This window comes from Nocardioides campestrisoli, from assembly GCF_013624435.2.
Lineage (GTDB): Bacteria > Actinomycetota > Actinomycetes > Propionibacteriales > Nocardioidaceae > Nocardioides > Nocardioides campestrisoli.
Genome location: NZ_CP061768.1, coordinates 876,985 through 900,660, shown reverse-complemented (window position 1 = coordinate 900,660; position 23,676 = coordinate 876,985). Strand labels below are relative to the sequence as shown.

At 73.8% G+C, this 23,676-nt stretch carries 25 protein-coding genes; 10 read left to right on the top strand and 15 right to left on the bottom strand.

Annotation, left to right across the window (positions count from 1 at the left end; all coding sequences use genetic code 11):
• Window positions 1–28: 28 nt before the first annotated feature.
• Both H8838_RS04350 and H8838_RS04345 read right to left on the bottom strand, forming a co-directional pair.
• Window positions 29–1,081, bottom strand: coding sequence for an S-adenosylmethionine:tRNA ribosyltransferase-isomerase (locus tag H8838_RS04350; protein ID WP_181311653.1), 1,053 nt, complete (start codon window positions 1,079–1,081; stop codon window positions 29–31).
• Window positions 1,078–1,770, bottom strand: coding sequence for an SDR family NAD(P)-dependent oxidoreductase (locus H8838_RS04345; RefSeq protein ID WP_181311654.1), 693 nt, complete (start codon window positions 1,768–1,770; stop codon window positions 1,078–1,080). Before H8838_RS04345 ends, H8838_RS04350 begins: the two co-directional genes overlap by 4 nt.
• A gap of 68 nt (window positions 1,771–1,838) precedes the next feature.
• Between H8838_RS04345 and soxR the strand changes: the two genes are divergently transcribed.
• Complete coding sequence (soxR, locus tag H8838_RS04340) at window positions 1,839–2,324, top strand: redox-sensitive transcriptional activator SoxR (protein WP_181311655.1); 486 nt, start codon at window positions 1,839–1,841, stop codon at window positions 2,322–2,324.
• On the top strand, window positions 2,321–2,893 hold the full coding sequence (locus H8838_RS04335; protein WP_181311656.1) for a dihydrofolate reductase family protein: 573 nt from the start codon (window positions 2,321–2,323) through the stop codon (window positions 2,891–2,893). The genes soxR and H8838_RS04335 overlap by 4 nt, the downstream gene beginning before the upstream one ends.
• 15 nt (window positions 2,894–2,908) lie before the next feature.
• On the opposite strand, the gene H8838_RS04330 is transcribed toward H8838_RS04335, so the two are convergent.
• The 3 genes from H8838_RS04330 to H8838_RS04320 are packed head-to-tail and all read right to left on the bottom strand — an operon-like array spanning window position 2,909 to window position 7,946.
• Window positions 2,909–4,351, bottom strand: a complete 1,443-nt coding sequence (locus tag H8838_RS04330) for an FAD-dependent oxidoreductase (protein WP_224766371.1) — start codon at window positions 4,349–4,351, stop codon at window positions 2,909–2,911.
• A complete protein-coding gene (locus H8838_RS04325) occupies window positions 4,348–6,435 on the bottom strand; it encodes a molybdopterin oxidoreductase family protein (protein WP_181311657.1) in 2,088 nt (695 codons plus the stop codon). The genes H8838_RS04330 and H8838_RS04325 overlap by 4 nt, the downstream gene beginning before the upstream one ends.
• Window positions 6,435–7,946, bottom strand: a complete 1,512-nt coding sequence (locus tag H8838_RS04320; RefSeq protein ID WP_181311658.1) for an MFS transporter — start codon at window positions 7,944–7,946, stop codon at window positions 6,435–6,437. The genes H8838_RS04325 and H8838_RS04320 overlap by 1 nt, the downstream gene beginning before the upstream one ends.
• Before the next feature lie 144 nt (window positions 7,947–8,090).
• Here H8838_RS04320 and H8838_RS04315 point away from each other — a divergent pair, with 144 nt between their 5' ends.
• Entirely contained in the window at window positions 8,091–8,864 is a 774-nt protein-coding gene (locus H8838_RS04315; RefSeq protein WP_181311659.1) for an IspD/TarI family cytidylyltransferase, read from the top strand.
• 68 nt (window positions 8,865–8,932) lie between these two features.
• On the opposite strand, the gene H8838_RS04310 is transcribed toward H8838_RS04315, so the two are convergent.
• A complete protein-coding gene (locus tag H8838_RS04310; protein ID WP_185996006.1) occupies window positions 8,933–9,544 on the bottom strand; it encodes a 2-C-methyl-D-erythritol 4-phosphate cytidylyltransferase in 612 nt (203 codons plus the stop codon).
• A 122-nt stretch (window positions 9,545–9,666) separates the two neighbouring features.
• Complete coding sequence (locus tag H8838_RS04305; RefSeq protein WP_181311661.1) at window positions 9,667–10,152, bottom strand: CarD family transcriptional regulator; 486 nt, start codon at window positions 10,150–10,152, stop codon at window positions 9,667–9,669.
• 177 nt (window positions 10,153–10,329) lie between these two features.
• Here H8838_RS04305 and H8838_RS04300 point away from each other — a divergent pair, with 177 nt between their 5' ends.
• Window positions 10,330–10,848 (top strand): hypothetical protein, encoded by a 519-nt coding sequence (locus H8838_RS04300; protein WP_181311662.1) that lies wholly within the window; start codon window positions 10,330–10,332, stop codon window positions 10,846–10,848.
• 136 nt (window positions 10,849–10,984) lie between these two features.
• Complete coding sequence (locus tag H8838_RS04295) at window positions 10,985–11,728, top strand: phosphoglyceromutase (RefSeq protein ID WP_181311663.1); 744 nt, start codon at window positions 10,985–10,987, stop codon at window positions 11,726–11,728.
• 58 nt (window positions 11,729–11,786) lie between these two features.
• Here H8838_RS04295 and phoU read toward each other — a convergent pair whose 3' ends face one another.
• Window positions 11,787–12,437 (bottom strand): phosphate signaling complex protein PhoU, encoded by a 651-nt coding sequence (phoU, locus tag H8838_RS04290; protein WP_181311664.1) that lies wholly within the window; start codon window positions 12,435–12,437, stop codon window positions 11,787–11,789.
• A gap of 119 nt (window positions 12,438–12,556) precedes the next feature.
• Here phoU and H8838_RS04285 point away from each other — a divergent pair, with 119 nt between their 5' ends.
• The 3 genes from H8838_RS04285 to H8838_RS04275 all read left to right on the top strand — a co-directional run bounded on the left by H8838_RS04285 (window position 12,557) and on the right by H8838_RS04275 (window position 15,454).
• Window positions 12,557–13,717 carry a sensor histidine kinase gene (locus H8838_RS04285; RefSeq protein ID WP_181311665.1) on the top strand — a complete coding sequence of 387 codons (1,161 nt, stop codon included), beginning with the start codon at window positions 12,557–12,559 and terminating at the stop codon, window positions 13,715–13,717.
• Window positions 13,714–14,391 (top strand): response regulator transcription factor, encoded by a 678-nt coding sequence (locus H8838_RS04280; protein WP_181311666.1) that lies wholly within the window; start codon window positions 13,714–13,716, stop codon window positions 14,389–14,391. The genes H8838_RS04285 and H8838_RS04280 overlap by 4 nt, the downstream gene beginning before the upstream one ends.
• An 88-nt stretch (window positions 14,392–14,479) precedes the next feature.
• Window positions 14,480–15,454: a DMT family transporter gene (locus tag H8838_RS04275; RefSeq protein ID WP_185996005.1), complete on the top strand. Its 975-nt coding sequence runs from the start codon at window positions 14,480–14,482 to the stop codon at window positions 15,452–15,454.
• On the opposite strand, the gene H8838_RS04270 is transcribed toward H8838_RS04275, so the two are convergent.
• From H8838_RS04270 to H8838_RS04255, 4 genes are all read right to left on the bottom strand, one after another.
• Window positions 15,411–15,929 (bottom strand): YbjN domain-containing protein, encoded by a 519-nt coding sequence (locus H8838_RS04270; protein ID WP_185996098.1) that lies wholly within the window; start codon window positions 15,927–15,929, stop codon window positions 15,411–15,413. The genes H8838_RS04275 and H8838_RS04270 overlap by 44 nt on opposite strands.
• Before the next feature lie 14 nt (window positions 15,930–15,943).
• Window positions 15,944–17,197, bottom strand: a complete 1,254-nt coding sequence (gene mshA / locus H8838_RS04265) for a D-inositol-3-phosphate glycosyltransferase (RefSeq protein ID WP_397181709.1) — start codon at window positions 17,195–17,197, stop codon at window positions 15,944–15,946.
• Window positions 17,198–17,298: 101 nt separating this feature from the next.
• On the bottom strand, window positions 17,299–17,619 hold the full coding sequence (locus H8838_RS04260) for a hypothetical protein (RefSeq protein WP_181311667.1): 321 nt from the start codon (window positions 17,617–17,619) through the stop codon (window positions 17,299–17,301).
• Between the two features lie 142 nt (window positions 17,620–17,761).
• Window positions 17,762–18,652, bottom strand: coding sequence for a ribonuclease HI family protein (locus H8838_RS04255; RefSeq protein WP_185996004.1), 891 nt, complete (start codon window positions 18,650–18,652; stop codon window positions 17,762–17,764).
• A gap of 27 nt (window positions 18,653–18,679) precedes the next feature.
• Between H8838_RS04255 and H8838_RS04250 the strand changes: the two genes are divergently transcribed.
• The gene (locus H8838_RS04250) at window positions 18,680–19,462 is read left to right on the top strand and encodes an SDR family NAD(P)-dependent oxidoreductase (protein ID WP_181311669.1); all 783 of its coding nucleotides are present in this window, start codon (window positions 18,680–18,682) and stop codon (window positions 19,460–19,462) included.
• 54 nt (window positions 19,463–19,516) lie between these two features.
• Here H8838_RS04250 and H8838_RS04245 read toward each other — a convergent pair whose 3' ends face one another.
• The 3 genes from H8838_RS04245 to H8838_RS04235 form a co-directional block, all read right to left on the bottom strand.
• Complete coding sequence (locus H8838_RS04245; RefSeq protein ID WP_185996003.1) at window positions 19,517–21,001, bottom strand: matrixin family metalloprotease; 1,485 nt, start codon at window positions 20,999–21,001, stop codon at window positions 19,517–19,519.
• Between the two features lie 133 nt (window positions 21,002–21,134).
• Window positions 21,135–21,827 carry an aspartate/glutamate racemase family protein gene (locus H8838_RS04240; protein ID WP_185996002.1) on the bottom strand — a complete coding sequence of 231 codons (693 nt, stop codon included), beginning with the start codon at window positions 21,825–21,827 and terminating at the stop codon, window positions 21,135–21,137.
• Window positions 21,828–21,909: 82 nt separating this feature from the next.
• Window positions 21,910–22,617 (bottom strand): alpha/beta fold hydrolase, encoded by a 708-nt coding sequence (locus H8838_RS04235; protein ID WP_185996001.1) that lies wholly within the window; start codon window positions 22,615–22,617, stop codon window positions 21,910–21,912.
• A gap of 91 nt (window positions 22,618–22,708) precedes the next feature.
• Between H8838_RS04235 and H8838_RS04230 the strand changes: the two genes are divergently transcribed.
• The gene (locus H8838_RS04230) at window positions 22,709–23,674 is read left to right on the top strand and encodes a helix-turn-helix transcriptional regulator (protein ID WP_181311673.1); all 966 of its coding nucleotides are present in this window, start codon (window positions 22,709–22,711) and stop codon (window positions 23,672–23,674) included.
• Window positions 23,675–23,676 lie beyond the last annotated feature (2 nt).

Genomic DNA, 23,676 nt, shown 5'->3' with positions numbered 1-23,676 from the left:
CGAGGCCCCCGCCCCGGCGCCCGGCGTCTCAGCGCGGCAGGAGCAGCGCCGAGTCGCCGAACTCGTGCCACAGGTAGCGCTCGGCGACCGCCTCGTCGTAGGCCCGCTGGGTCAGCGCGGCGCCCCCGACCGCCTCCACCAGCAACAGGTGCGAGGCGACCGGGTCGTGCCACCCGGTGACCAGGCCGTCGACCACCCGGGGCGGGTCGGCCGGGGTGACGACCCGCTGGGTCCACCCCGACGCCGGGACCAGCCGCCCGTCCTCGACCGCCGACTCCAGCGCCCGGGTCACGGTGGTACCCACGGCCACCACCCGTCCGCCCGCGGCGCGGGCCCCGGCGATCCGGGCCGCGGCCCGCTCCCCCACCTCGAACCACTCCGGGCCCGGGGCCTCCCCGGCCTCCTGCGAGGAGAGCCCGGTGTGCAGGGTGACCGCCTCCAGCAGCACTCCGCGGTCGGCCAGCCGGCGCACCAGGTCCGCGGTGAAGGGCCGCCCGGCCGAGGGCATCTCGGCGCTGCCGGGCCTGGTCGAGAAGACCGTCTGGTAGACCGACAGCGGGTATCGCCGGTCCAGGTAGCCGTAGGCGATCGGCCGCCCCCGCCGCTCCAGCAGAGCGGCCAGGTCCCCTGTCACCTGGGCCCGCCAGAGCCGGTTGCCGCGGCCGGTCGGCGACGAGGCCGTGCCGGTGGGCCAGGGGTCGATCAGCCGCAGCGTGACCTCGCCCGCCTGCACCGCGTCCCCCGGGGCGGCGTCCAGCACCGCACGCGCCGCGTCCGGGGCGCTGCGCAGCTCGACCACCCTGGTCCCGTCCTCCAGCCGGGCCGCCACGTGCGCGACGACGGGCCGACCGGCGAGCGTCGCGTCGACCTGGCCCGGCACGGTGGCCGAGTCGTTGACCACCAGCACGTCACCGGGCCGCAGGTGGTCGGGCAGGTCGCGGAACCGGGCGTGCGTGGTGCCGGCCGCCGTCGCCACCAGCAGCCGGCCGAGGTCCCGGGGCAGACCGCGCCACTCCGTGGGGCCGGGCGCGTGGTCGGAGGCGTCGAAGCGGGTGCTGGGCAGCACCTCCAGCCTGGTCACGAGAAGTCCTGCGCGCGGTAGCGGCCGCTGGCCGGTCGCCGGCCCAGCAGCGCCAGCAGGTGCGGGACCACCGCCTCCGGCAGCGGCCGGTCCGAGATGTCCTCGCCGGGGAAGGCGTCCTGGTGCATCGCCGTACGCATGTCTCCGGGGTCGACGGCGTACGCCGTGATCCCGGCCTCCGCGGCGCAGGTCAGCACCACGTGGTCCAGCGCCGCCTTGCTCGCGCCGTACAGCCCCCAGGTCGGGTAGTGCGCGACCGCGGCGTCCGAGCTGATCCCCACCAGCACCCCGTCGACGGCCTGCAGCAGGTCGAGCAGCCGGCCGGTCAGCACCAGCGGGCCGCCCACGTTGGTGCGCCAGACCTGCTGGAGGTCGTCCCCGGTGACCTCGGCGAGCGACCGCATCGGCAGCGGCCCCAGGGTGCTGGCGTTGTGCACCAGCAGGTCGAGGCGGCCGTGCTCGCGGACCCGGTCCACCAGGGCGTCCCGGTGCTCGGGGTCGGTGAGGTCGCCCACCAGGACGCTCACCTCCTGGGGCAGCGCCGCCTCCTTGAACCGCGCCTGGGTGCGGCCGTCGGTGACCACCCGCCATCCGGAGTCCGCCAGCTCCCGGACCAGGGCGAGGCCGAGTCCTGCCGATCCCCCGGTGACCACGGCCACCGGGGCTTGCTCTTGCGTCGATGTCGTCATGCAGTGGAGTATTGGAGTTCAAGTTAACTTGAGGTCAAGGGCTCTTCGGAGGCCCGTGAGGAGGCGTGGTGGACGCACGGGACCTGTTGCTGATCGGCGAGGTGGTCCGACGCAGCGGCTTCGCCGCCTCCGCCCTGCGGTTCTACGAGGACCAGGGACTGATCACCGCGACCCGCTCCCCCGGCGGGCAGCGCCGCTACGAGCGCAACGTGCTGCGCCGGCTCGCCTTCATCCGGGCCGCGTCCAACGTCGGGCTGACCTTGGAGGAGATCCGCGACGAGCTCTCGCGGCTGCCCAGCAACCGCAACCCGACCAAGGCCGACTGGCATCGGATCTCCCGGCACTGGCGCGGCCGGATCGACGAGCAGATCGCGGCGCTGGAGCGGCTGCGCGACGGGCTGGAGAGCTGCATCGGCTGCGGCTGCCTGAGCCTGCGGCGGTGTGCCTTCTCCAACCCGGGCGACCTCGCCGCCCAGTCCCCCGACAGCCCCGGCGCGGCGTACCTGCCGAGGGCGTTGCGCCGTGCGCCGCGCTCCGGTAGCAAGGTGCCATGACCCGACTCGTCACCTACTCGATGAGCACCTCGCTGGACGGGTACGTCGTCGGACCGGACGGCGGCTTCGACTGGTCCGTGCCCGACGAGAAGGTCTTCCGCCTGGCGATGGAGGAGGTGCGCGGCGTCGGCGTGCACCTGCTCGGCCGGCGGCTGCACGAGACGATGCTGTTCTGGGAGACCGCCGAGGAGGACCAGGAGCTCACCGAGCCGGAGCGCGAGTTCGCCGTCCTGTGGCGCGCGCTGCCCAAGGTCGTCCTCTCCCGCACGCTCACGCCTGCGCAGGTGCGCGGCAGCAACACCCGCCTGGCCGCGGGCACGCTGGCCGAGGAGGTGGTCCGGCTGCGCGATGAGCCGGGCCCGGGGGACCTCGCGATCGGCGGCGCCACGCTGGCCGCAGAGGCCGCCGCGCTGGACCTGATCGACGAGTACCGGATCCGGGTCTACCCGGTGCTGGTCGGCGGAGGCACTCCGTACTTCGCCCGGCACCCGCGCCAGGTCGACCTCGAGCTGCTGGAGAGCCGCGCCATCGGCTCCGTGCTCTCCCTGCGCTACCGCGTGCCTCGCTGACCTCGGCCGTGCCGGTCAGCCCACGGGCGCGGCCTCGGCCAGCAGCGTGCGCACCACCCCCTCGCACCCTCCGCACCCGGTGGTGGCCCGGGTCCGGGACCGTACCTGCGCCAGGTCCCCGCAGGCCCGGACCGCCCCGGCACTCACCCCGGCGCAGGCGCAGACCTCCACGTCGTCGGGCAGCGAGCCCGGCGCCGAGGGTGCCTGCGGCATCAGCAACGCCCCCGGCTCAGCGGGACCCAGTACCGTGCGCCGGTCGAAGAGCTGGGTGACGAGCCCGACGCTGGACAGGTCGCCCACCAGGGTCGCGGCCTCGATCACCCCGGCGTCGACCACGAGCTTGCGGTAGGTGCCCTGGACCGGGTTGGTCATCTCCACCACCTCGCCCCGGGCCCGCTCGGGGTCGCCGAGCACCGCCACCTCCAGGCCGGCGGCGCGCAGCCGGGCCACCGTGCGGTGCCCGTCGTACGCCGGCTCCGCGCCGCTCAGGTGCCCGGTCAGCACGCGGGCCAGCACTCCCGCCTGCTCCCAGGCCGGGGCGACGAAGCCGGTGGTGCGCCCCCGGTGCTCGGCGCAGTCCCCGATCGCGTGGATCCGCTCGTCGCTCACCGAGCGCAGCCGGCCGTCGACGACCACGCCGCGCCGCACCATCAGGCCGGCCCGCCGGGCCAGCGCCGTCGAGGGACGGCCGCCGGCGGTGAGCACGACCAGGTCGGCCGGCAGGTCCACGCCGTTGTCCAGACGGAGCCCGGCGTCGGTGAGCCGGACCGCGCGGACGCCGGTGTAGACCTCGGTCCCGAGCCGGGCCAGGTCGCGGCGCAGCACCGCGCCGGCCGCCTCCCCCAGCTGGCCGGAGAGCAGGTGGGAGGTGCCCTCCACCACCTCGGTGGCGACCCCGCGCACCGCGAGCGCCCGCGCCACCTGGAGGCCGAGCAGGCCGCCGCCGACGATCACCGCGCGGCCGGGCCGCCGGGCGCCCAGGGCGGCCAGCATCCGCCGGCAGTCGTCGAGGCTGCGGAAGGCGTGCACGGACTCGTGCAGCCGGCCGTCCACCCGGACCAGCCCGCGGATCGGCGGCAGGGTGGGGATCGCGCCGGTGGCCAGGACCAGCCGGTCCCAGGGGAGCCGGGCGCCGTCGACCAGCACGGCCTCCCCCGCCTCGCGGTCGAGCTCCGCGACCCGGACGCCCAGCCGCAGGTCGACCCCGTGCCGGACGAACCAGGCGGGGTCGCGCAGGGTGAGCGCGTCTGCGCGGTGGCTGCCCTCCAGGACCGCGGAGAGCAGGATCCGGTTGTACGGCGCGTGCTCCTCGTCGCCGACCACGGTGACCGAGCCGCGGTAGCCGCCGGCCACCAGCCCCTCGACCAGCCGGCTCGCGGCCATCCCGGCGCCGACCACCACCAGCCGCTCCCCCTGCCCGGGCCCGGCCGGAACCGAGGGCGCACCGGGGCCGCTCACGGCAGGCCCACCCGGGCCGCGCACGCCTTGAACTCCGGCATCCGGGAGGCGGGATCCAGCGCGTCGTTGGTCAGCCGGTTGGCGCCCGCCCAGTGGAACGGCACGAAGACGGTGTCGGGGCGGATCGTCCCGGTCACCCGCGCCGGCGCGACCATCGACCCGCGCCGGGTCTCCACCCGGACCTGCTCCCCGTCCGCGGTGCCGAGCCGCATCGCCAGCAGCGGGTGCATCTCCACGAAGGGGCCGGTGTCCGGCAGCTCGCGGATCCGCCTGGTCTGCGCCCCGGACTGGTACTGCGCCAGCACCCGGCCGGTGGTCAGGTGCACCGGGAAGTCGGCGTCGGGCACCTCGGCCGGGCCCCGGTGGTCGACCACGTGGAAGCGGGCCCGCCCGTCGGGGTGGGCGAAGGACCGGGTGAACATCCGCGGCGTCCCCGGGTGGTCGACCTCCGGACAGGGCCAGAAGACGCCCTGCTCCTCCCGGATCCGCTCCCAGGTGATCCCGGCATAGTCGGCCGGCCCGCCGGCGGAGGCGGCCCGCAGCTCGGTGAAGACCGCCTCGGGGTCGGTGGGCATCGCCACCGTGCTGCCGAGCCGCTGCGCCAGGCCGGCCAGCACCTCCAGGTCGGTGCGGACGCCCGCGGGCGGGGTGAGCGCCCGCTGGCGCAGGAGCACCCGGCCCTCGAGGTTGGTCATGGTGCCGGACTCCTCGGCCCACTGCGTGACCGGCAGCACCACGTCGGCGATCGCCGCGGTCTCGGAGAGCACCAGGTCGCAGACCACCAGCAGGTCCAGCGCCTCCAGCCGCTCGACCACCCGGGTGGCGTGCGGGGCCGAGAGCACGGGATTGGAGCCGTGCACCAGCAGCGCCCTCGGTCCGCCCTCGGTGCCGAGCGCCGTCAGCAGCTCGTACGCCGAGCGCCCCTTGCCCGGCAGCGACCCGGGCTCGACTCCCCAGACGCCGGCGACGTGCGCCCGGGCGGCGGGGTCCTCGATCGAGCGGTAGCCGGGCAGCTGGTCGGCCTTCTGCCCGTGCTCGCGGCCGCCCTGCCCGTTGCCCTGGCCGGTCAGGCAGCCGTAGCCGCCGTACGGCCTGCCGCACTGGCCCAGTGCCAGCGCGACGTTGATCCAGGCCAGCACCGTGTCGGAGCCGGTGCTGTGCTGCTCGGCACCGCGGGCGGTCAGCACCGTCACCGCGGCCCTCTCGCCGGTCGACCCCTGTCGGGACCCCAGCAGCGCCGCCAGCTCGCGCACCTGCCCGGCGGGGACACCGGTGACCCGCTCGACGCGCTCGGGCCACCAGGCGGAGACCGAGTCGCGGACCTCGGCGAAGCCGGTGGTGCGCGCGGCGACGTACTCCTCGTCGACGTGCCCGCCGGCGACCAGCAGGTGCAGCACCCCCAGCGCGAGCGCCAGGTCGGTGCCGGGCACCGGCTGGACGAAGACGTCGGCACGCTCGGCTGTCGCCGTGCGGCGCGGGTCGACCACCACCACCCGACCGCCCCGCTCCCGCAGCCGGTCCAGGTGCCGGGCCGCCGGAGGCATCGTCTCGGCCAGGTTGGAGCCGACCAGCACCAGCACGTCGGTCTGCTCCACGTCTGCCAGCGGGAACGGCAGCCCCCGGTCGATGCCGAAGGCACGGCTGCCGGCTGAGGCGGCCGACGACATGCACCACCGGCCGTTGTAGTCGATCTGGCTGGTGCGCAGCACCGTGCGGGCGAACTTGCCCAGCGCGTACGCCTTCTCGTTGGTCAGCCCGCCGCCGCCGAAGACGGCCACCGCGTCGGCGCCGCCCGCCCGCTGGGCCCGGGCCAGCCCGGCGGCGACCACGTCGAGCGCCTCGTCCCAGGAGACCGGGGTGAACTCGCCGGTCCCGCGGTCGCGGAGCAGCGGGGTGGTCAGCCGCTCCCGGGAGCCGACCAGCCCGGTGGCGCTCCACCCCTTGCGGCACAGGGCACCGGCGTTGACCGGGAACTCCGCCCACGCCTTGACCTCCGGCGTCCGGTGCCCGACCACCCGCATCCCGCACTGCAGCGAGCAGTAGGGGCAGTGCGTCCGGGTGCCCTCCGCCCGGGTCCCGCTCATCAGATCCGCGCGCCGGCCGTGCTGCCCGCGCGCGTGCCCCGGCGCAGGTAGACGACGTAGGTGACCACGGCGCAGACCACGTAGAAGCAGGTGAAGACCATGAAGGCGCCGCGGGTGGCCTGCATCGGGTCCGCCACCCAGGGGGCGGAGAAGGCCAGCGGGATCAGGAAGCCGCCCAGGGCGCCGACCGCGCCGATCACCCCGATCGCCGCCGAGGCCCGCTTGGTGGCGGCGTGCAGCGCGCCGGTGCGCTCGGGGGTGCCCGGCGCGGTCCCCCGCTCGGCCTCGAGCCGGAAGATCGCCGGGATCATCTTGTACGTCGAGCCGTTGCCGATGCCGGTGCAGGCGAAGATCGCCAGGAAGAAGCCGAGGAACCACCCGAACCAGGACTGGTTGTCCAGGGCGATCGCCGGGTCGGCGGTCGGGTTCGGGGTGAGCTGGGAGAGCGTCCAGAGCACGGCCAAGGTGAAGACCACCAGGCCGAGGAAGGCCCCGAGGGTGACCCGGGCGCCGCCCAGCCGGTCGGCCAGCCACCCGCCGAAGGGCCGGGTGACCGAGCCGATGCCGGCGCCGAGGAAGGCGTAGTAGGCGAAGAAGATCCCGGTGCCGAGCGGGGCAGGCTCGGGCACCCAGAAGTTGAGCTTGATCAGCAGCGGCATCGCCGCGGAGTAGCCGATGAAGGAGCCGAAGGTGCCGATGTAGAGGAACGACATGACCCAGGTCTGCCGGTTGCGGACGACGGTGAGCTGCTCGCGCGGGCTGGAGACCGCGGAGCTGAGGTTGTCCATCCACCTCCAGGCGGCGAACGCGGCGACCACGGCCAGGCCGGCGTACACGTAGGCGGCGACCTCCAGCCTGATGCCGGACTCGCTGGCCTTGACCAGTCCGAAGATGCCGGCGCCGCCGACCATCACCGGCAGCAGCAGCTGGATCAGCGAGACCCCCAGGTTGCCGCCAGCGGCGTTGAGCCCGAGCGCGGCGCCCTTCTTGGCCGAGGGGTAGAAGAAGTTGATGTTGGCCATCGAGGAGGCGAAGTTGCCGCCACCGAGGCCGGCGGTCGCGGCGATCAGGCAGAACACCCAGTACGGCGTCTCCGGCCGCTGCACGAAGAACGCGAAGAGCAGCGTCGGCACCAGCAGCAGCGCGGCGCTGGCGACCGTCCAGTTGCGTCCGCCGAACTTCGGCACCGCGAAGGTGTAGGGCAGCCGCAGCAGCGAGCCGACGAGGTTGGGCAGCGCCACCAGCAGGAAGAGCTGCTGGGCGGTGAAGTCGAAGCCCTGGGCCAGCAGGAACGCCGAGGAGACGCTCCAGATCAGCCAGACCGAGAAGCCCAGGTGCTCGGCGAAGATCGACCAGAGCAGGTTGCGGCGGGCGACCTGCTTGCCGCCGTTCTCCCAGAACTCCTCGTCCTCCGGCCGCCAGTCGTCGATCCAGCGTCCGGTCCGGCGCTCCGCGCCGGCCGGGAGACCGCCCGGGCCGGGGGCGGCGGGGGTCTGGGTGAGGGTGGCCATGGTGTCCTCCAGTGGGTCGGGGGCCGACCCGGACAGCGTGGAACGGGGATGTTTCGGCCAGACCCCGGTCTGTTTCACCCAGGTGTCAACTAGTCCTCACGCCCTCACGCCCACGCCGCTCCCTGCGCGTCATAGGGTGCCCGCGTGACTGCCTCCGCCTTCGTGGTCCTCGCTGCCGGCTCGGGTTCGCGGGTCGGGGCGGTGGTCGACGGCCGCCCCCGCAACAAGGTGCTGCTGCCCCTGGCCGGGCGGCCCGTGCTGGCGCACTCGGTGGGCGCGGCCCTCGCGGTGCCCGGCGTACGCCGCGTGGTCGTGGTGGCCCGTCCCGGGGAGGAGGAGGCGGTCGCCGAGGCGCTGCGCCCGCACCTGGACCTCCACGACGCCGACGACGGAGACACCGGCGAGGGGGCCGACGCCCCCGAGGTGCTGCTGGTCACCGGTGGGGACACCCGGCACGCCTCCGAGCAGGCCGCGCTGCAGGTGCTCGCCCCGTGGGTGGAGTCCGGGGAGATCGAGGTCGTCGCCGTCCACGACGGGGCGCGCCCGCTCGCCGGCTCCGAGCTGATGGCCGGCCTGGTCACCGCCGCCGCCGAGCACGGCGGAGCGGTCCCCGTGGTGGAGGCGGGTCCACTGCTGCGTGCCGACGGCTCCCCCGGCCCCAGCGGGCTGGTGGCGGTGCAGACCCCGCAGGCATTCCGCGCCCGCCCCCTGCTGAGCGCCTACCGGGCCGCGGCCCGCGACGGTTTCGAGGGCACCGACACCGCCGCCACCCTGGAGCGGTACGGCGACCCGGACGACGGGGGCCGGCCTGTGCGGATCACCGCCGTCGCGTCGAGCTCCCGCAACCTCAAGGTCACCTTCCCCGAGGACGTGGCGCTGGCCGAGCTGCTCCTCGACCTTCCGACGCCGACCGACTGAGCCCTCGCCCGACCCCGCCGTCCGGCCGTCAGGTCAGGCGGTCCCTGATCCGGTCAGGCAGTTCCTGGTCAGGGGAAGACGGAGCGCGGGGCCGCGGTCAGCTGCTCGAGCAGCCGTACGTCGTCCGCGTCGTGCACGCGGCGTCCCTGCGCCGGCGCCTCGACCAGCTCCAGCCACCGGCTCCGGTCGGCACCGAGCACCAGGACCAGGCTCTCGAGCAGCGTCGGGAAGTCGGTGGCCGGCAGGTCCGGCAGGTGGGCGAGCAGGTCGGCGGGCAGCACCACCGGGGAGCTCACGGCGCGCAGGTCCTCGCGGTCGACCGTGCCGCCCAGCACCCCGTCCGCGGTCTGCTTGACCGTGTCGGTGACCGGACGGACGCCCACCACCACGTGCCCGGTCTCCAGGCAGCGCTCGACGCAGTCGGCGAGGAACTGGGCCGGGGTCATCGGGCACAGCGCGTCGTGCAGGACCAGGGGCGCCCCCGCCTCCTGCACGTCGCTCCACGGGGTGTCGTGGTCGAGCAGCTCGATCCCGGCCTCCCCGACGGCCCAGGCGGCGCAGACCACCAGCGCCTCCCCGTGCAGCAGCACGTAGGGGAGGCGGCCGCGGTCCTCGTCGAGCACGCGACCGCGCGGACGCGGGTTCTCGTCGTCGTCGAGGTGGTACGGATCCCTGAGCATGGCACTCACACCCTAGGGCCTGACCCGGTCCGGAGCACCAGGGCCGGCCCACCGTCCGGGAATGCCGAAGGCCCCGACGACCGCAGTCGTCGGGGCCTTCGTCAGCTCTGGGCGGTGTCGCCTCAGGAGGCGAGCACCTCGTCGAGGATGGCCTCGGCCTTGTCCTCGTTGGTGTGCTCGGCCAGGGCGAGCTCGGAGACCAGGATCTGCCGGGCCTTGGCCAGCATCCGCTTCTCGCCCGCGGACAGGCCGCGGTCGCGCTCGCGGCGCCACAGGTCGCGGACGACCTCGGCCACCTTCATCACGTCTCCGGAGTGCAGCTTCTCCAGGTTGGCCTTGTAGCGGCGGGACCAGTTGGTCGGCTCCTCCACGTGCGCGGCGCGCAGCACGTCGAAGACCCGGTCGAGACCGGCCTTGTCGACCACGTCGCGCACGCCGACCAGGTCGAGGTTGCACGCGGGCACACGGACCACGAGGTCCTGCTGGGCGACGATGCGGAGAACGAGGTACTCCCGATCCTCCCCCTTGATCTTGCGCATCTCGATGTCCTCGATGATGGCAGCCCCGTGATTCGGGTAGACAACCGTTTCGCCGACGGTGAAAGTCATATGGTGAGTTCCCCTTTCAAGGGCTCCAGTCTAGCACGCCCGCTAGACACCTGTGAGAGACGTTTTCGCAGGTCAGAGCCCTGATCGGGGCTTGACAGATGCGCGATCCCTGTGGTGGACCCCGGTTTCGGGCGGCCCGGCGGGCGGCTCGCGGCGCGGCGGCGCTACGCTCTGCTCATGCACACGCCTCACCGTCGTACGACCGCGCTCGCGTCCCTCGCGCTCGTCCTCGCCCCCGTGCTGAGCTCCTGCGGCTTCGACTACGCCACGGACCGTGAATACACGCCGGCCGTCGGCGCGAACAACCGCGACGGCATGGTCGACGTCCTGGGCTCGGCCGTGGTCACGGCGGAGACCGGCGAGTCCGTCTTCATCGCCGGCCTGGCCAACAACTCCACCGACCAGGACGTGAGCCTGGAGGGCGTGAGCAGCCCCGACGGCCTGACCTTCTCCGGCATCGAGGGCATCGACCTCGCCCCCCTGGGCTTCATCAACCTGGCGGAGTCCGAGAGCCCCGTGATCGTCGAGGGCGACATCGAGGCCGGCCGGTACGTCGAGGTGGCCGTCGACTTCTCCACCGGTGAGACCGTCGACCTGAAGGTGCCGGTCGTGGAGAACTGCGGCGAGTTCGCCTCGGTCTCCGGCGTGCCCACCGGTCCGGACGTGTGCGAGGTCAACACCGGCGAGGACCACTGAGCCGCTGAGGGCTCTCCCCCTCGGTCCCCGCACCACCTGGTTCAGCACCACCCGGTTCAGCAGCACCCGCGTCACCAGCACTCTCCAGCAGACACCCCAGTAGTCCTGTCCGAGCTCACCACCCGAGGGAACGACGATGACCTACACCCTGGTCCTGCTCCGCCACGGCGAGAGCGAGTGGAACGCCAAGAACCTCTTCACCGGGTGGGTCGACGTGGCCCTGACCGACAAGGGGCGGGCGGAGGCCGTCCGCGGCGGCGAGCTGCTGAAGGCCGAGGGCGTGCTGCCCGACGTCGTGCACACCTCGCTGCAGCGGCGGGCGATCAACACCGCCGCCCTGGCCCTGGACGCCGCGGACCGGCACTGGATCCCGGTCAAGCGCTCCTGGCGGCTCAACGAGCGTCACTACGGGGCGCTCCAGGGCAAGGACAAGAAGCAGACGCTGGAGGAGTACGGCGAGGAGCAGTTCATGCTCTGGCGCCGCAGCTTCGACACCCCTCCCCCGCCGATCGCCGACGACGACGAGTTCTCCCAGGTGGGCGACCCCCGGTACGCCGACCTCGGCGAGGAGATGCCGCGCACCGAGTGCCTCAAGGACGTCATCGCCCGGTTCCTCCCCTACTGGGAGGCGGAGATCGTCCCGGACCTCAAGGCCGGCAAGACCGTCCTGGTGGCCGCACACGGCAACAGCCTGCGGGCGCTGGTCAAGCACCTGGACCAGATCAGCGACGCCGACATCGCCGGCCTCAACATCCCCACGGGGATGCCGCTGGTCTTCGAGCTCGACGAGGACCTCGCCCCGATCACCGCCGGCGGTCGGTACCTCGACCCCGAGGCGGCCGCCGCGGCCGCTGCCGCGGTCGCCAACCAGGGGCGCTGAGCCGACCGCGGACGCCGCGCCGACCGAGGAGGCCGGCGCGGGCCCGGCCCGTCCCGGCTCAGTCGGCCAGGACGGTCCGCCCGGTCACCACGAAGATCACCCGCTTGGCCACCGAGACCGCGTGGTCGGCGATCCGCTCGTAGTAGCGGCCGAGCAGCGCGATGTCGATGGCCGCCTCCACGCCGTGCTCCCAGTCGTCGGCGAGCAGCGTCACGAAGCTCGAGCGTCGCAGCAGGTCCATCTCCTCGTCGTCGCGGGCCAGCGACCTGGCCGCCTCGACGTCGCGCTCGGCGATGATCTGGATGACCTGGGTGACCATGTCCTCGGCGACCTCGGCCATCCGGGTCAGGGTCGGGCGCATCGCCTCGGGCACCGCGACGTGCGGGGCACGGAGCCGCGCCACCTTCGCCACGTGCACCGACAGGTCGCCCATCCGCTCCAGCTCGGTGACCATCCGCAGCGCCGCGACGACCAGACGGAGGTCGCCGGCGACCGGCGCCTGGAGGCTCAGCAGCGCGAACGCCTTCTCCTCCACCCGCTCGCGGGCCCGGTCGATCTCGGCGTCGGCGGAGATCACCTGCTCGGCCAGGGCCGGGTCGCCCTCCAGCAACGCAGCGGTGCTGCGCTGGAGGGCTGTTCGGACGAGCCTGCAGATGTCGACCAGGTCGTCGAAGACCGAGTCCAGCTGTTCATGGAAGACCTCACGCATGGCCCCACCGTAGGCCGCACAGGTGTCCGGTGGGCGACCTGAGTTGAACGCGGGGTGAACACTCGGCGCCCGGCTCGACGTCGGGCCGGTCGCCGTCGCCCCTGGCCTACGATCAAGGGGTGGACCCGACGACCCAGGCCGCCCTGGCCTCCCTGATCGGTGTCGTCGTCGGGGCCGTGGGCGTCCTCGCGTGGCACATCAGCGACCGTGAGCAGCGCCGGGAGTCGCCGACCGAGGAGCCCGTGCTGCCGCCCGGGGTCGACACCGTGCTGTCGGTGCTGCGCAGCAGCGCCGTGGTGCTCGACGAGGACGACACCGTGCTCAAGGCCTCCGCGCCGGCGTACGCCTTCGGGCTGGTCCGCGGCAACGAGCTGCTGATCGAGGACCTGCGCGACCTGGTGAGCAAGGTGCGCCGCGACGGGGAGATCCGGGAGACCGAGCTGACCCTGACCCGCGACCAGGCGGCCCCGCGCACCATCAGCGCCCGGGTGGCGCCGCTGGGTCCCCGCCTGGTCCTGGTCCTGGCCGAGGACCGCACCCGCGAGCGCCGGGTGGAGGCCGTACGCCGCGACTTCGCGGCCAACGTCAGCCACGAGCTCAAGACCCCGGTCGGGGCGATCCGGCTGCTGGCCGAGGCGGTCTCCGAGGCCGCCACCGACCCCGAGGCCGTGCAGCGGTTCGCCGGGCGGATGCTGGTGGAGAGCGACCGGCTCTCCCAGCTGGTCCACCAGGTCATCGAGCTCTCCCGCCTCCAGTCCCAGGACCCGGGCGACGAGCAGGCCACGGTCGCGGTGGAGGAGGTGCTCGCCCAGGCGGTGGACACCTCCGCCACCGACGCCGCGGCCAAGCGGATCGAGCTCGAGGTCGACACCGAGCCCGGCCTCTGCGTCCGCGGCGACGGTGGCCAGGTGGCGGCCGCGGTCTCCAACCTGGTCTCCAACGCCGTGACCTACTCCGACGAGGGCACCTCGGTGCTGGTCACCGCGAAGGGCACCGAGCGCACCGTGGAGATCTCCGTGGTCGACCGTGGCATCGGCATCCCGCCCGAGGAGCTCGACCGGATCTTCGAGCGGTTCTACCGCGTCGACCCGGCACGCCACCGGTCCACCGGCGGCACCGGGCTCGGGCTCTCCATCGTCAAGCACGTGGCCGCCACCCACGGCGGCGACGTCTCCGTGTGGTCCGTGGAGGGCGAGGGTTCGACGTTCACCCTCTCCCTGCCCCGCAAGCACCCCCGACCCGCGGGCGACCGCGGACTGCCAGAGGAAGGAAGCCGATGACACGCGTGCTGGTCGTCGAGGACGAGGAGAGCTACAGCGACGCCCTCGCCTACATGCTCCGCAAGGAGGGGTTCGAGGTCTCGCTGGCCGCGGACGGCGCCACCGCGCTGCAGGAGTTCGCCCGCCAGGGCCCCGACATCGTGCTGCTGGACCTGATGCTCCCCGGCGTGCCCGGCACCGAGGTGTGCCGCCAGATCCGGGCCACCTCGCGCGTGCCCGTCATCATGGTCTCCGCCAAGGACGACGAGGTGGACAAGGTGGTCGGGCTCGAGCTGGGCGCCGATGACTACGTCACCAAGCCCTACTCCCCGCGCGAGCTGGTCGCCCGGATCCGCGCCGTCCTGCGCCGCGGGGGCGAGCCCGAGCTCACCCCGGACACGCTGGAGGCCGGGCCGGTGCGGATGGACGTGGAGCGGCACGTCGTCACCGTCGACGGCGCCGAGCAGCGGCTGCCGCTCAAGGAGTTCGAGCTGCTGGAGATGTTCCTGCGCAACCCCGGTCGCGTGCTCACCCGCGGCCAGCTGATCGACCGCGTGTGGGGCGCCGACTACGTCGGGGACACCAAGACCCTCGACGTGCACGTCAAGCGGCTGCGCTCCAAGCTGGAGCCCGATCCGTCCACGCCCCGCTACCTGATCACCGTCCGCGGCCTGGGATACAAGCTGGACCTCTGACCGGCGCCTGCTGAGCGGCGCCGCAGGCCCGGACGCGGGGTCCGAAACCCGCGCGACGACTGTCGGCGCCTGCGCCTAGGGTCGGTCTGTGACGACGACGAGAAGCGGGGCGCCGGCCGCGACCGCCGGGCACTCCCCCGCCCCGTGGCTCCCCCTGCTGGCGGTGGGCTTCACCCTGGTCACCTGGGCCTCGGCCTTCGTGGCCATCCGGCACCTCGGTGAGACGGTGCCCCCGGGCTCCCTGAGCCTGGGCCGGCTGGCCGTCGCCGTCCTCGCGCTGGGCGTGATGGTGCGCCTCCAGGCCGGCCGGGAGGTGCGCCTGGGCCGGGCCGACCGGATCCGCTGGCGGATGCCGCGGCGGGCGGACTGGCCCCTGGTCGTGCTCGGCGGGCTGAGCTGGATCGCGGTCTACAACGTGGCCCTCAACGAGGCCGAGCGGCGCATCGACGCCGGCACCGCCGCGCTGCTGGTCCAGCTCGGCCCGATCCTGGTGGCGCTGCTGGCCACGGTCTTCCTCGGCGACCGGCTCACCGTCTGGCTGGTCGCGGGCCTGGCGATCGGGTTCGGCGGCGTCGTGCTGATCGCACGCGCGTCCTCCCAGGAGTCGGGCAGCGACGTGCTGGGCGTCTTCCTCGGGGTGGTGGCCGCGGTCGGCTTCGCCATCGGCGTGCTCACCCAGAAGCGGTTGCTGGGCAGTGGGATGACCGCGCTGGACATGACCTTCTGGTACTACGCGGTCGGCCTGGTCGGCTGCCTGCCCTGGACCGTCGAGCTGGTCGGGGTGCTCGGGCGGGCCAGCGCGGCCGACCTGTGGTGGATCGTCTACCTGGGCGTCTTCCCCAGCGCGATCGCGTTCACCACCTGGGCCTACGCGCTCTCGCACGCCGAGGCCGGCCGGTTCGCGATGGCGACCTTCCTGGTCCCCTTCATCACCGCGCTGCTGGCCTGGCTGCTGCTCGCCGAGGTGCCCCCGGCGCTCGCCTTCGTGGGCGGCGCGCTCTGCCTGGCCGGGGTGCTGGTCAGCCGGGTGACCCGTCCGGTGCGGCCTCCAGCCAGCCCCTGAACGCCTCCAGGTTGGCCGTCGACTCGCCCCGGGAGGTGCGCCACTCCCACTCCTTGCGGATCGAGCTGGCGAAGCCGAGCTCGAGGATCGTGTTGAACGACTCGTCGGCATAGCTCAGCACCGACCCCAGGAGCCGGTCCAGCTCGTCGGAGTCCAGGCCGGCCAGCGGGAGGCGGGCGTCGAGGTAGATGTCGCCGGCGGCGTCGACGGCGAAGGCGACGGCGTACATCCGCAGGTTGCGCTCGAGCAGCCAGCGGTAGACCCGCTCGTGGTTCTCGTCGGGGTTGCGGCAGACGAACGCGTGCACGGCCAGCGCGTGCGGACCCACGTCGAGCCGGACCGGGGTCTGCAGCTTCTTGGTCCCCGGCAGGTTGAAGGAGAAGACCCCGGGCGCGATCTCGTCGTGGTCCAGCTCGTTCTCGGTGAGGTGGTCGCGCACCAGCGCCACCACCCGCTCGTCCAGGGTCACGCCCATCGTCTCGTCCGTGCTCACGCCGGCACCTCCGTCCGCATCAGGGACGCCGCGCGCCCGTAGGTCTCGAGCGTCTCGCTGGCCGTCCGCTCCCAGGCGAAGTGTGCCGCCTGGGCCAAGGCACCGCGCCCGAGCCGCTCGCGCAGCCCCGGCTCCTCGAGCACCCGGCGCAGCGCGTGCGCCCAGTCCCGGGGGTCGTGCCCCTGCACCAGCAGGCCGCTGGACTCATCGGCGACCACGGTGGTCAGCCCGCCCACGGCGGCCGCCACGACCGGGGTCCCGGCGGCCTGCGCCTCCACCGCGACCAGCCCGAACGACTCGTTGTGCGAGGGGACGGCGACCAGGGTGGCCGCGGCGTACCAGCACGCCAGCGTGCTCCGGTCGACCGGCGGAACGAACCGGACCACGTCACGCAGCCCGAGCTCCTCGGCCAGCAGCGCCAACGACTCGGGGTGCTCCAGGCCGGAGCCCGACGGGCCGCCGACCACCGGCACCACCAGCCGGGAGCGCAGCCCGGGGTCGAGCTCGAGCAGCACGGCGACGGCGCGCAGCAGCACGTCGGGGGCCTTGAGCGGCTGGATCCGGCCGGCGAAGAGCAGCACGTGCGCGTCCAGCGGCAGGCCCAGCTGCCGACGGGCCCCGGCGACGTCCTGCGGGCGGAAGACCCCCAGGTCCACCCCGGGGTGGACCACCTCGACCCGGGCGGGGTCGGCGTCGTAGAGGTCGACGAGCTGGCCGGCCTCCTGGGCGGTGTTGGCCACCAGCACGTCGGCAGCGGCCACCACCTGCTGCTCGCCGATCAGCCGGGCGGTCGGCTCGGGCGCGTCCCCGGTGGCGAGCGCGGCGTTCTTGACCTTCGCCATGGTGTGCATCGAGTGCACCAGCGGGACCTGCCAGCGGTCCCGGGCCAGCATGCCCACCTGGCCCGACAGCCAGTAGTGGGAGTGCACGACGTCGTAGTGGCCGACGGGTTGGCACGCCTCGGCCCGCAGGACCTCACGGGCGAACGCGCACAGCTGGGCGGGCAGGTCGGCCTTCGCCAGGCCCTCGTACGGTCCGGCCGCCACGTGCCGCACCAGGACGCCGGGAGCGGCCTCCACGGTGGCCGGCAGGCTGGAGGACGTCGCCCGGGTGAAGATGTCGACCTCGACGCCCTGCTGGCCGAGCCGGCGCGCGAGCTCGAGGACGTAGACGTTCATCCCGCCCGCATCGCCGGTCCCCGGCTGGTCGAGGGGTGAGGTGTGCAGGCTGATCATCGCCACCCGGTCCACGCGCGACCCTTTCGTCGTCGTCACTGCCGCAGGTGACAACACCGCGTCGGGGTCGCTTGATTCCCCGCCCGCGCGCGGCCGGGGAATCACGGAGGCGCCGTTCAGACGTGCGCCTCCACCGGGTCCTGGACCCGGGGCTTGCCCTTGACGATGAGGCCGATCCCGACGAGCACCCAGACGATGCCCAGGACGCCGTGGAAGAGCAGGCCGTCCCCGACGACCTCGGCCCGGACCATCTCGTAGATGGCCCAGAAGAGCGCCGGCGCGGCGAAGCCCACCACGATGTCGAGCCACAGCGCCTGGCCCTTGACCAGGGTCAGGCCGACGCAGACGAGCCCGAGCAGCACGAGCGCGAGGCCCGCGTAGCGCAAGACGTCCGCAGGGCCGTCCGCCGGTGCCATCAGCCATCGCGCGATCCACACGATGCCGCCGAGGACACCCAAACCGCCACCAAGTTGACGTACGGTCATTGAATTTTCGCTTCCTGTGAGGTGACGCAGGGAGAAAGTGCAGAGGTTAGCCGTGCCACGGCACCCGCGACACGGCTGAGTTGTGTGTCACATTTTACGCACGTTCTGGCGTCGCGTGGTGAAACCGCTGAACCCAGCGTCCGTGCCGACGGGTCCACCACGAGCTGCGCAGGGCCACCTGGTCGCTGCCGACGCTGCGCCAGACGAGCAGCACCTGGTCGGGCTCGACCTGTTCGACCGTCACCACGTCGAGCGTGGTCTCAGGGATCGGACCGATCTCGGCCAGCAGCTCCTCGCGCGACCACAGACGACCCGACGCGCCGATCTCCTGCCACTGCGGGTGCAGCAGCGCGGCCACCGCGGCGGGGTCGCTGCGTACCCGGTCGGTGAGCAGCGAGCGCTCGAGGTCGATGACCTCCTCCTCCGGGGTCGGCACGTGGTCCGGCTGCGCGGTGAGCCCGGAGAAGAGGTCCGGCTCCTCCTCGACCTGCCCGGGCGCGGCGCTCGGGTGCGTCGTGGTGGCGCCGGCGTACCCGGGACCCGGGTCCGGCGCCGCGCCGCCCTGCCAGGCCAGGGCCGCCCCGTTGGCCAGCCGGTCGGCCTGCTCGTTGAGCACGTGCCCGGCGTGCCCCTTGACCCATTCGAAGGTGACCGCGCGACCCGCCATGGCCTCGTCGATCGCCTTCATCAGCTCGACGTTGAGGACCGGCTTGCCGTCCTTCTTCTTCCAGCCCTTCCGCTTCCACCCGGCCATCCACTTGGTGATCGAGTTGATGACGTAGGTGCTGTCGCAGATGACGTGCAGCTCCTCGTCGAGGTGCGCGGTCTGCTGGAGCAGGTCGAGCACGCCCATCAGCTCGCCCATGTTGTTGGTGCCCCGGGGCCAGCCGCCGCACGCCCAGTGCTGGTCGTCGACGTACCAGGCCCACCCCGCCGGTCCGGGGTTCCCGAGGGCGGATCCGTCTGCTGCCGCAATGATCGTCACGAACCGCGATCCTGCCATCATGGTCCGATGAGCTCAGCCGCGCCCTTTCCCCGTACCGCCGTGGTCACCGGTGCCAGCAGCGGCATCGGCGCCGCCACCGCCCGCGCCCTGGCCGACGCCGGGTTCTCCGTCGTCTGCGCAGCCCGCCGGGTCGAGCGCCTGGAGGCGCTGGCCGCGGAGATCGGCGGCACGGCCGTCGCCTGCGACGTGACCGACCCCGAGTCGGTCGCCGGCCTGGCCGCGGCCGTCGCGTCCTTGTCCCCCGGCTCGACGGCGGCGGGCCGCCTCGACGTCCTGGTGAACAACGCCGGCGGAGCGATCGGGCTCGATCCGGTCGAGTCCGCCGACCCGGGCGACTGGACCCGGATGTACGAGGTGAACGTGCTCGGGGTGCTGCGGGTCACCCAGGCCCTGCTGCCGGCCCTGCGGGCCAGCGGTGACGGCGTGGTGGTCAACGTCGGCTCCACCGCCGGCCGGGTCGCCTACGAGGGCGGCGCCGGCTACACCGCGGCGAAGCACGGGCTGCGGGTGATGACCGAGACGCTGCGCCTCGAGCTGGTCGGCGAGCCGATCCGGATCAGCGAGGTCGCCCCCGGGATGGTGGCCACCGAGGAGTTCTCGCTCAACCGCTTCGGCGGGGACGCCGACCGCGCCTCGAGCGTCTACGACGGTGTCCCCGACCCGCTGGTCGCCGAGGACGTGGCGGACGCGATCGCCTGGGTGGCGACGCGCCCGGCGCACGTCAACATCGACGAGCTGGTGATCAAGCCTCGCGCCCAGGCCGCCCAGCACAAGGTGCACCGGGTCTGAGCAGGGCCCCGGCGCACCCGGTCCGCCGACCGGGTGCACCGAGGTGAGCAGGGCTCAGGGCATGACCGGGACGTCCAGCCGGCCCGAGGTGCCACGGGCGGCTGAGGCGGGCCGCGAGCAGCCCTGGCCGGCGCCCACCGTGAAGAGCCCGGTCAGGTCCCCGGTCCCGTAGCGCGGAGGCGTCGACGAGGTGAGCGTGGGATACATGACCTGGTCCGCCGGCTTGCCGGCCGGGGAGTGGCCCATGCCCAGCGCGTGGCCCACCTCGTGGGCCAGCGTCGCGGAGAGCTTCGCGGGGGTCCACTGGAATCCCTGGGCCGAGCGGTCCTGCAGGACGTCGATGAAGACCTGCGTGTAGTCGATGCGGGCGTGCGAGCCCAGCGCGTCCGTCGCCCAGACGGCCGTGCCGCCGCCGCCCCAGCCGATCGCCGTCGACATGTCCTGGGTGGTGTGCTGGGGGCCGCCGAAGGTGATCAGCAGGTCGGTGGTCGCCAGGTCGATCCCGGGCAGCCCGGGGACCGGCCAGGAGTAGGACGTGGTGTCGCCCGCGTCCACGAAGGTCAGGCCGGTGGCCAGCCGGGCCTCGCGCAGCACCCGCTGGACGATCTCCCGCGTTCCCGCCGGGGCGTGGGTGTAGTTCACCCGGTAGCGGACCGGCTCGCACGAGTCGTACCGCCACCGCTGCGTCGTCTGGGTGCCGCTGTAGGTCCAGTTGGTCGGGTCGGACCCGGAGGGGGCGTAGTCGAGGGCGACGCTGGTGCCGACCGGCTCGGAGACCGCTCCCAGCGCCTGTGGGGTCTCCTCCACCAGCACCCGGGTGGGGGCGTTGCGGACCCAGTCGTTGGGCAGCGTCGCGGAGAAGCTGCCGTCCGCCGCGCTCTCGGTGCGGGCCAGGGTGACCCAGTCCGCGCCGAGCAGGCTCTGCACCTGCACCCCGCGCCCGGCGGGCGCCCCGGTCACTTGGCCGGACGCCACCGTCGGCGCGGCGAAGGCCGTCACGGCAGGCGCGGTCCAGGCCGGGGCGACCCCGGTGGGGGTGCGCGGCGGGGTCGGCGGGACCGGCGGCGTCGCGGCCACCACCCGGACCCGGAACTGCTGCCGGGCGGGACGGACGCCGCGGCTGCGCGGCACGGTGACGACGTAGGTCCGGGTCCGGACCCGGGAGCCGGCCTTCAGCTTGAAGGAGAAGCGGCCCTTCTTGTTCGTCCTGGTCCGCGTGGCCTTGCGGAGCTTCTTGCCCTTCTTCTCCCAGACCGTGACGACCCGCTTCTTGCCGCGGAAGGTCTTGACCTTGCCCGGGATCCGGAACGTGCTGCCGGCCGCCACCTCGTACGTCTTGACCCCACGCGCCGCCGGGGTCGAGCGGTCGGCCAGCAGCCCCAGGTCGATCCGCTCGTGGGCTCCCGCGGGCTCGACCAGGTCGAAGGTGACACCCGTGGGCGCGGCGGCCTGCACGGCGGGCCCGCCGGGCAGGAGCGCCAGCGCCAGGGCTGCGGTCAGGGCGGCCGTGGCGGCCAGGGTCGAGCGGCGAGCGGTCATGAGCGGTTCCCCCGTGCTGGTGCGGTCGGACCCGGGCGGGCCCGGGGCATACCTTCCCCGATCGAGGGGAGTCACACCTGGGAAACGCCGGAGTGCGAGATGCCGGGGCAGCGCCCGACCGAGGCGGGGGCGCTCAGTCGGCCAGGGCCAGGTCCAGCGCCGCCTGCACGTGCAGCGTGGTGCACCCCAGCACGGGGATCTCCACGTCGGCCTGGCGGACCAGCAGCTCGAGCTCGGTGCAGCCCAGGATCACGCCGCCGGCGCCGGCGTCCCACAGCTCCTCGACGATCTGCACGACCTCGCGCCGCGAGTCGTCGACGACCTTGCCGTGCACCAGCTCGCTGTAGATGATCCGGTTGAGGGTCTCGAAGTGCCGCTCCTCGGGCAGCACGACCTTGAGCCCGTGGCTGGCGATCCGGTCGGTGAAGAAGGTCCGCGACATCGCGAAGCTGGTGCCGATCAGGCCCACGGTGTCCAGCCGCTGCTCGGTGCTGGCCTCGGCGACCACGTCGGCCAGGTGGACCAGCGGGATGTCGATCGCCGCCTCGACCTGGTCGGCCACCCGGTGGAACGCGGTGGTGCAGAGCAGCAGGAAGTCGGCGCCGGCGCGCTCGACGCCGCGACCGGCCTCGGCGAGGATCTCCGCGACCTCGTCCCAGCGCTCGGCCTGCTGCAGCGCCGTCACCTCCGCGAAGTCGACCGAGGCCAGGACGCTCTTGGCCGAGGTCAGGCCTCCCAGCCGCTCCTCGACCCCTTCGTTGAGGAGCCGGTAGTACACCGCGCTGGATTCCCAGCTCATGCCGCCGACGAGTCCGATGGTCTTCACCCGGCTCAGTCTGCCAGCCACCGCACCAGGCACGCACCTCCACCGCCCAGGGGCGACCACCGACGCACCGCCGACGGAGCGCTCAGATGGCCGGCACGCCTCTCATCGCGGCGCCCGCCTCGGCCAGCACCGCGGCCAGCTCCCCCGGACGGCTGACCATCGGCCAGTGGCCGGAGTCGAGGTCGACCAGGCTCAGGGCGCCGGCCTGCTCCAGCTCGGGCACGTCGCCGGACCCGATCCACTCCCGTGCCTCCTCGGGGCTGAACTCGGGGCAGAGCAGCGCCACCGGCAGGTCACGGCGGCGCGGGTCGCCGTACCGGACCACCCCGGAGGTGACCGTCTGCGGCACCGCGACCGTGCGGGCGGCCAGGTCGCGGCGCGCGGCCTCATCGAGGTCCGCGATGTCGGGGCCCTCGAAGGGCTCCCAGCCCGGGAACGGCAGCCACCCGTCGACTGGCTCGAAGTAGTCGAAGTAGGCACTCCCCTCGGTGGCCGGCACCCCGCCGATCAGCACCACCCCGGCGACCCGGTCGAGCCGGGCGTCGGCGGCCGTCCAGGCCAACGTCGAGGCGGCGGAGTGCCCCACCACCACGACCTGGTCAGCGTCGGACGCGTCGAGGGCCGCCACCACGGCCGCGACCTGGTCCTCGTAGGTGGCGCGGGCGTCGCCGTCCCCCTGGCCCGGCAGCGTCACCGGCACTCCCCGAACTCCGCGCTCGGCGAGTCCCGGGAGCACGTCCTCCCACACCGTGCCGTCCAGCCACATCCCGGCGATCAGCAGCATGTCCATGGTCGAGCTCCTCTGCGTCGGTCTTCCTGTTCCTCGACCCTAGGGACGAATCCGGACGTTCTGCTGCCGGATTCCGTCGTACTGTCAGCAGATGGCCGAGACCAGCCCCACCGCACGCGCCCTGCGCGCCCTGGAGGTGCTGCAGTCCAGACCGGGCACCACCGCCGAGGAGCTGGCCCTCCGGCTGGGGGTGACCGAGCGCGCCGCGCGGCGCTACGTCGCGATCCTGCGCGAGGCCGGCGTCCCGGTCACCGCCACCCGGGGTCGACACGGCGGCTACCGGCTGGGACGCGGCACCCGGCTGCCGCCGGTGAGCTTCAGCCAGGCCGAGGCCCTGGGCCTGGTGATGGCGGTCCTGGACAGCCAACCCGCCGCGGCCGACCCGGGCGACCGCGACGACCTGGTCGGCACCGCCCTGGCCAAGGTGATCCGGGCGCTGCCGGAGAGCGTGGGACGCGAGGCGGCGGCGCTGCGCGAGCACGCCGCGGCGACCCCGGACCGGCGTACCAGCCGGCCCGACCCGGGCCTCACCAGCGACCTGGTCACGGCGGTCGCCGCCTCCCGCCGGGTGCTGCTCGACTACCGCAGCGACGCGGGCTCGCGGTGGGAGTCGCTGGTCGACCCGTGGGCGGTGGTGGTCCGGTTCGGGCGGTGGTACCTGCTGTGCCACTCCCACCGGGCCGACGCCGTCCGCGCCTACCGGGTCGACCGGATCAAGGCTGTCACCGCCACCGAGGAGCGCTTCACCCCGCCCGCGGACCTGGACCCCGTGGCCGCGCTGGCCACCCACCTCGCCTCGGGGTGGGCGCTGGCGACCCGGGTGGTCTTCGCCGCGTCCGCCGAGGAGGTCGCCCCGTGGGCCGGGCCGCACATGGGGGTGCTGGAGCCGCACCCCGAGGGCTGCGTGCTGGTCGGCAGCACCCAGAACCCCCGGATGTACGCCGCGGAGTGGCTGGCCCGGATCCCGTACCGCTGCCGGATCGAGGAGGGCCCCGAGCTGCGCGAGGCGATGGCCGAGGTCGCGCGCCGGTGCGCCGAGGCGGCCGGCATGCCGTAGGC

Coding starts and splice junctions, on each gene's coding strand:
- H8838_RS04345 (WP_181311654.1), bottom strand. CDS start 1,770: ATGACGACATCGACGCAAGAGCAAGCCCCGGTGGCCGTGGTCACCGGG.
- H8838_RS04335 (WP_181311656.1), top strand. CDS start 2,321: ATGACCCGACTCGTCACCTACTCGATGAGCACCTCGCTGGACGGGTAC.
- H8838_RS04325 (WP_181311657.1), bottom strand. CDS start 6,435: ATGAGCGGGACCCGGGCGGAGGGCACCCGGACGCACTGCCCCTACTGC.
- H8838_RS04320 (WP_181311658.1), bottom strand. CDS start 7,946: ATGGCCACCCTCACCCAGACCCCCGCCGCCCCCGGCCCGGGCGGTCTC.
- H8838_RS04310 (WP_185996006.1), bottom strand. CDS start 9,544: ATGCTCAGGGATCCGTACCACCTCGACGACGACGAGAACCCGCGTCCG.
- H8838_RS04305 (WP_181311661.1), bottom strand. CDS start 10,152: ATGACTTTCACCGTCGGCGAAACGGTTGTCTACCCGAATCACGGGGCT.
- H8838_RS04300 (WP_181311662.1), top strand. CDS start 10,330: ATGCACACGCCTCACCGTCGTACGACCGCGCTCGCGTCCCTCGCGCTC.
- H8838_RS04295 (WP_181311663.1), top strand. CDS start 10,985: ATGACCTACACCCTGGTCCTGCTCCGCCACGGCGAGAGCGAGTGGAAC.
- phoU (WP_181311664.1), bottom strand. CDS start 12,437: ATGCGTGAGGTCTTCCATGAACAGCTGGACTCGGTCTTCGACGACCTG.
- H8838_RS04280 (WP_181311666.1), top strand. CDS start 13,714: ATGACACGCGTGCTGGTCGTCGAGGACGAGGAGAGCTACAGCGACGCC.
- H8838_RS04270 (WP_185996098.1), bottom strand. CDS start 15,929: ATGGGCGTGACCCTGGACGAGCGGGTGGTGGCGCTGGTGCGCGACCAC.
- H8838_RS04250 (WP_181311669.1), top strand. CDS start 18,680: ATGAGCTCAGCCGCGCCCTTTCCCCGTACCGCCGTGGTCACCGGTGCC.
- H8838_RS04245 (WP_185996003.1), bottom strand. CDS start 21,001: ATGACCGCTCGCCGCTCGACCCTGGCCGCCACGGCCGCCCTGACCGCA.
- H8838_RS04235 (WP_185996001.1), bottom strand. CDS start 22,617: ATGGACATGCTGCTGATCGCCGGGATGTGGCTGGACGGCACGGTGTGG.
- H8838_RS04230 (WP_181311673.1), top strand. CDS start 22,709: ATGGCCGAGACCAGCCCCACCGCACGCGCCCTGCGCGCCCTGGAGGTG.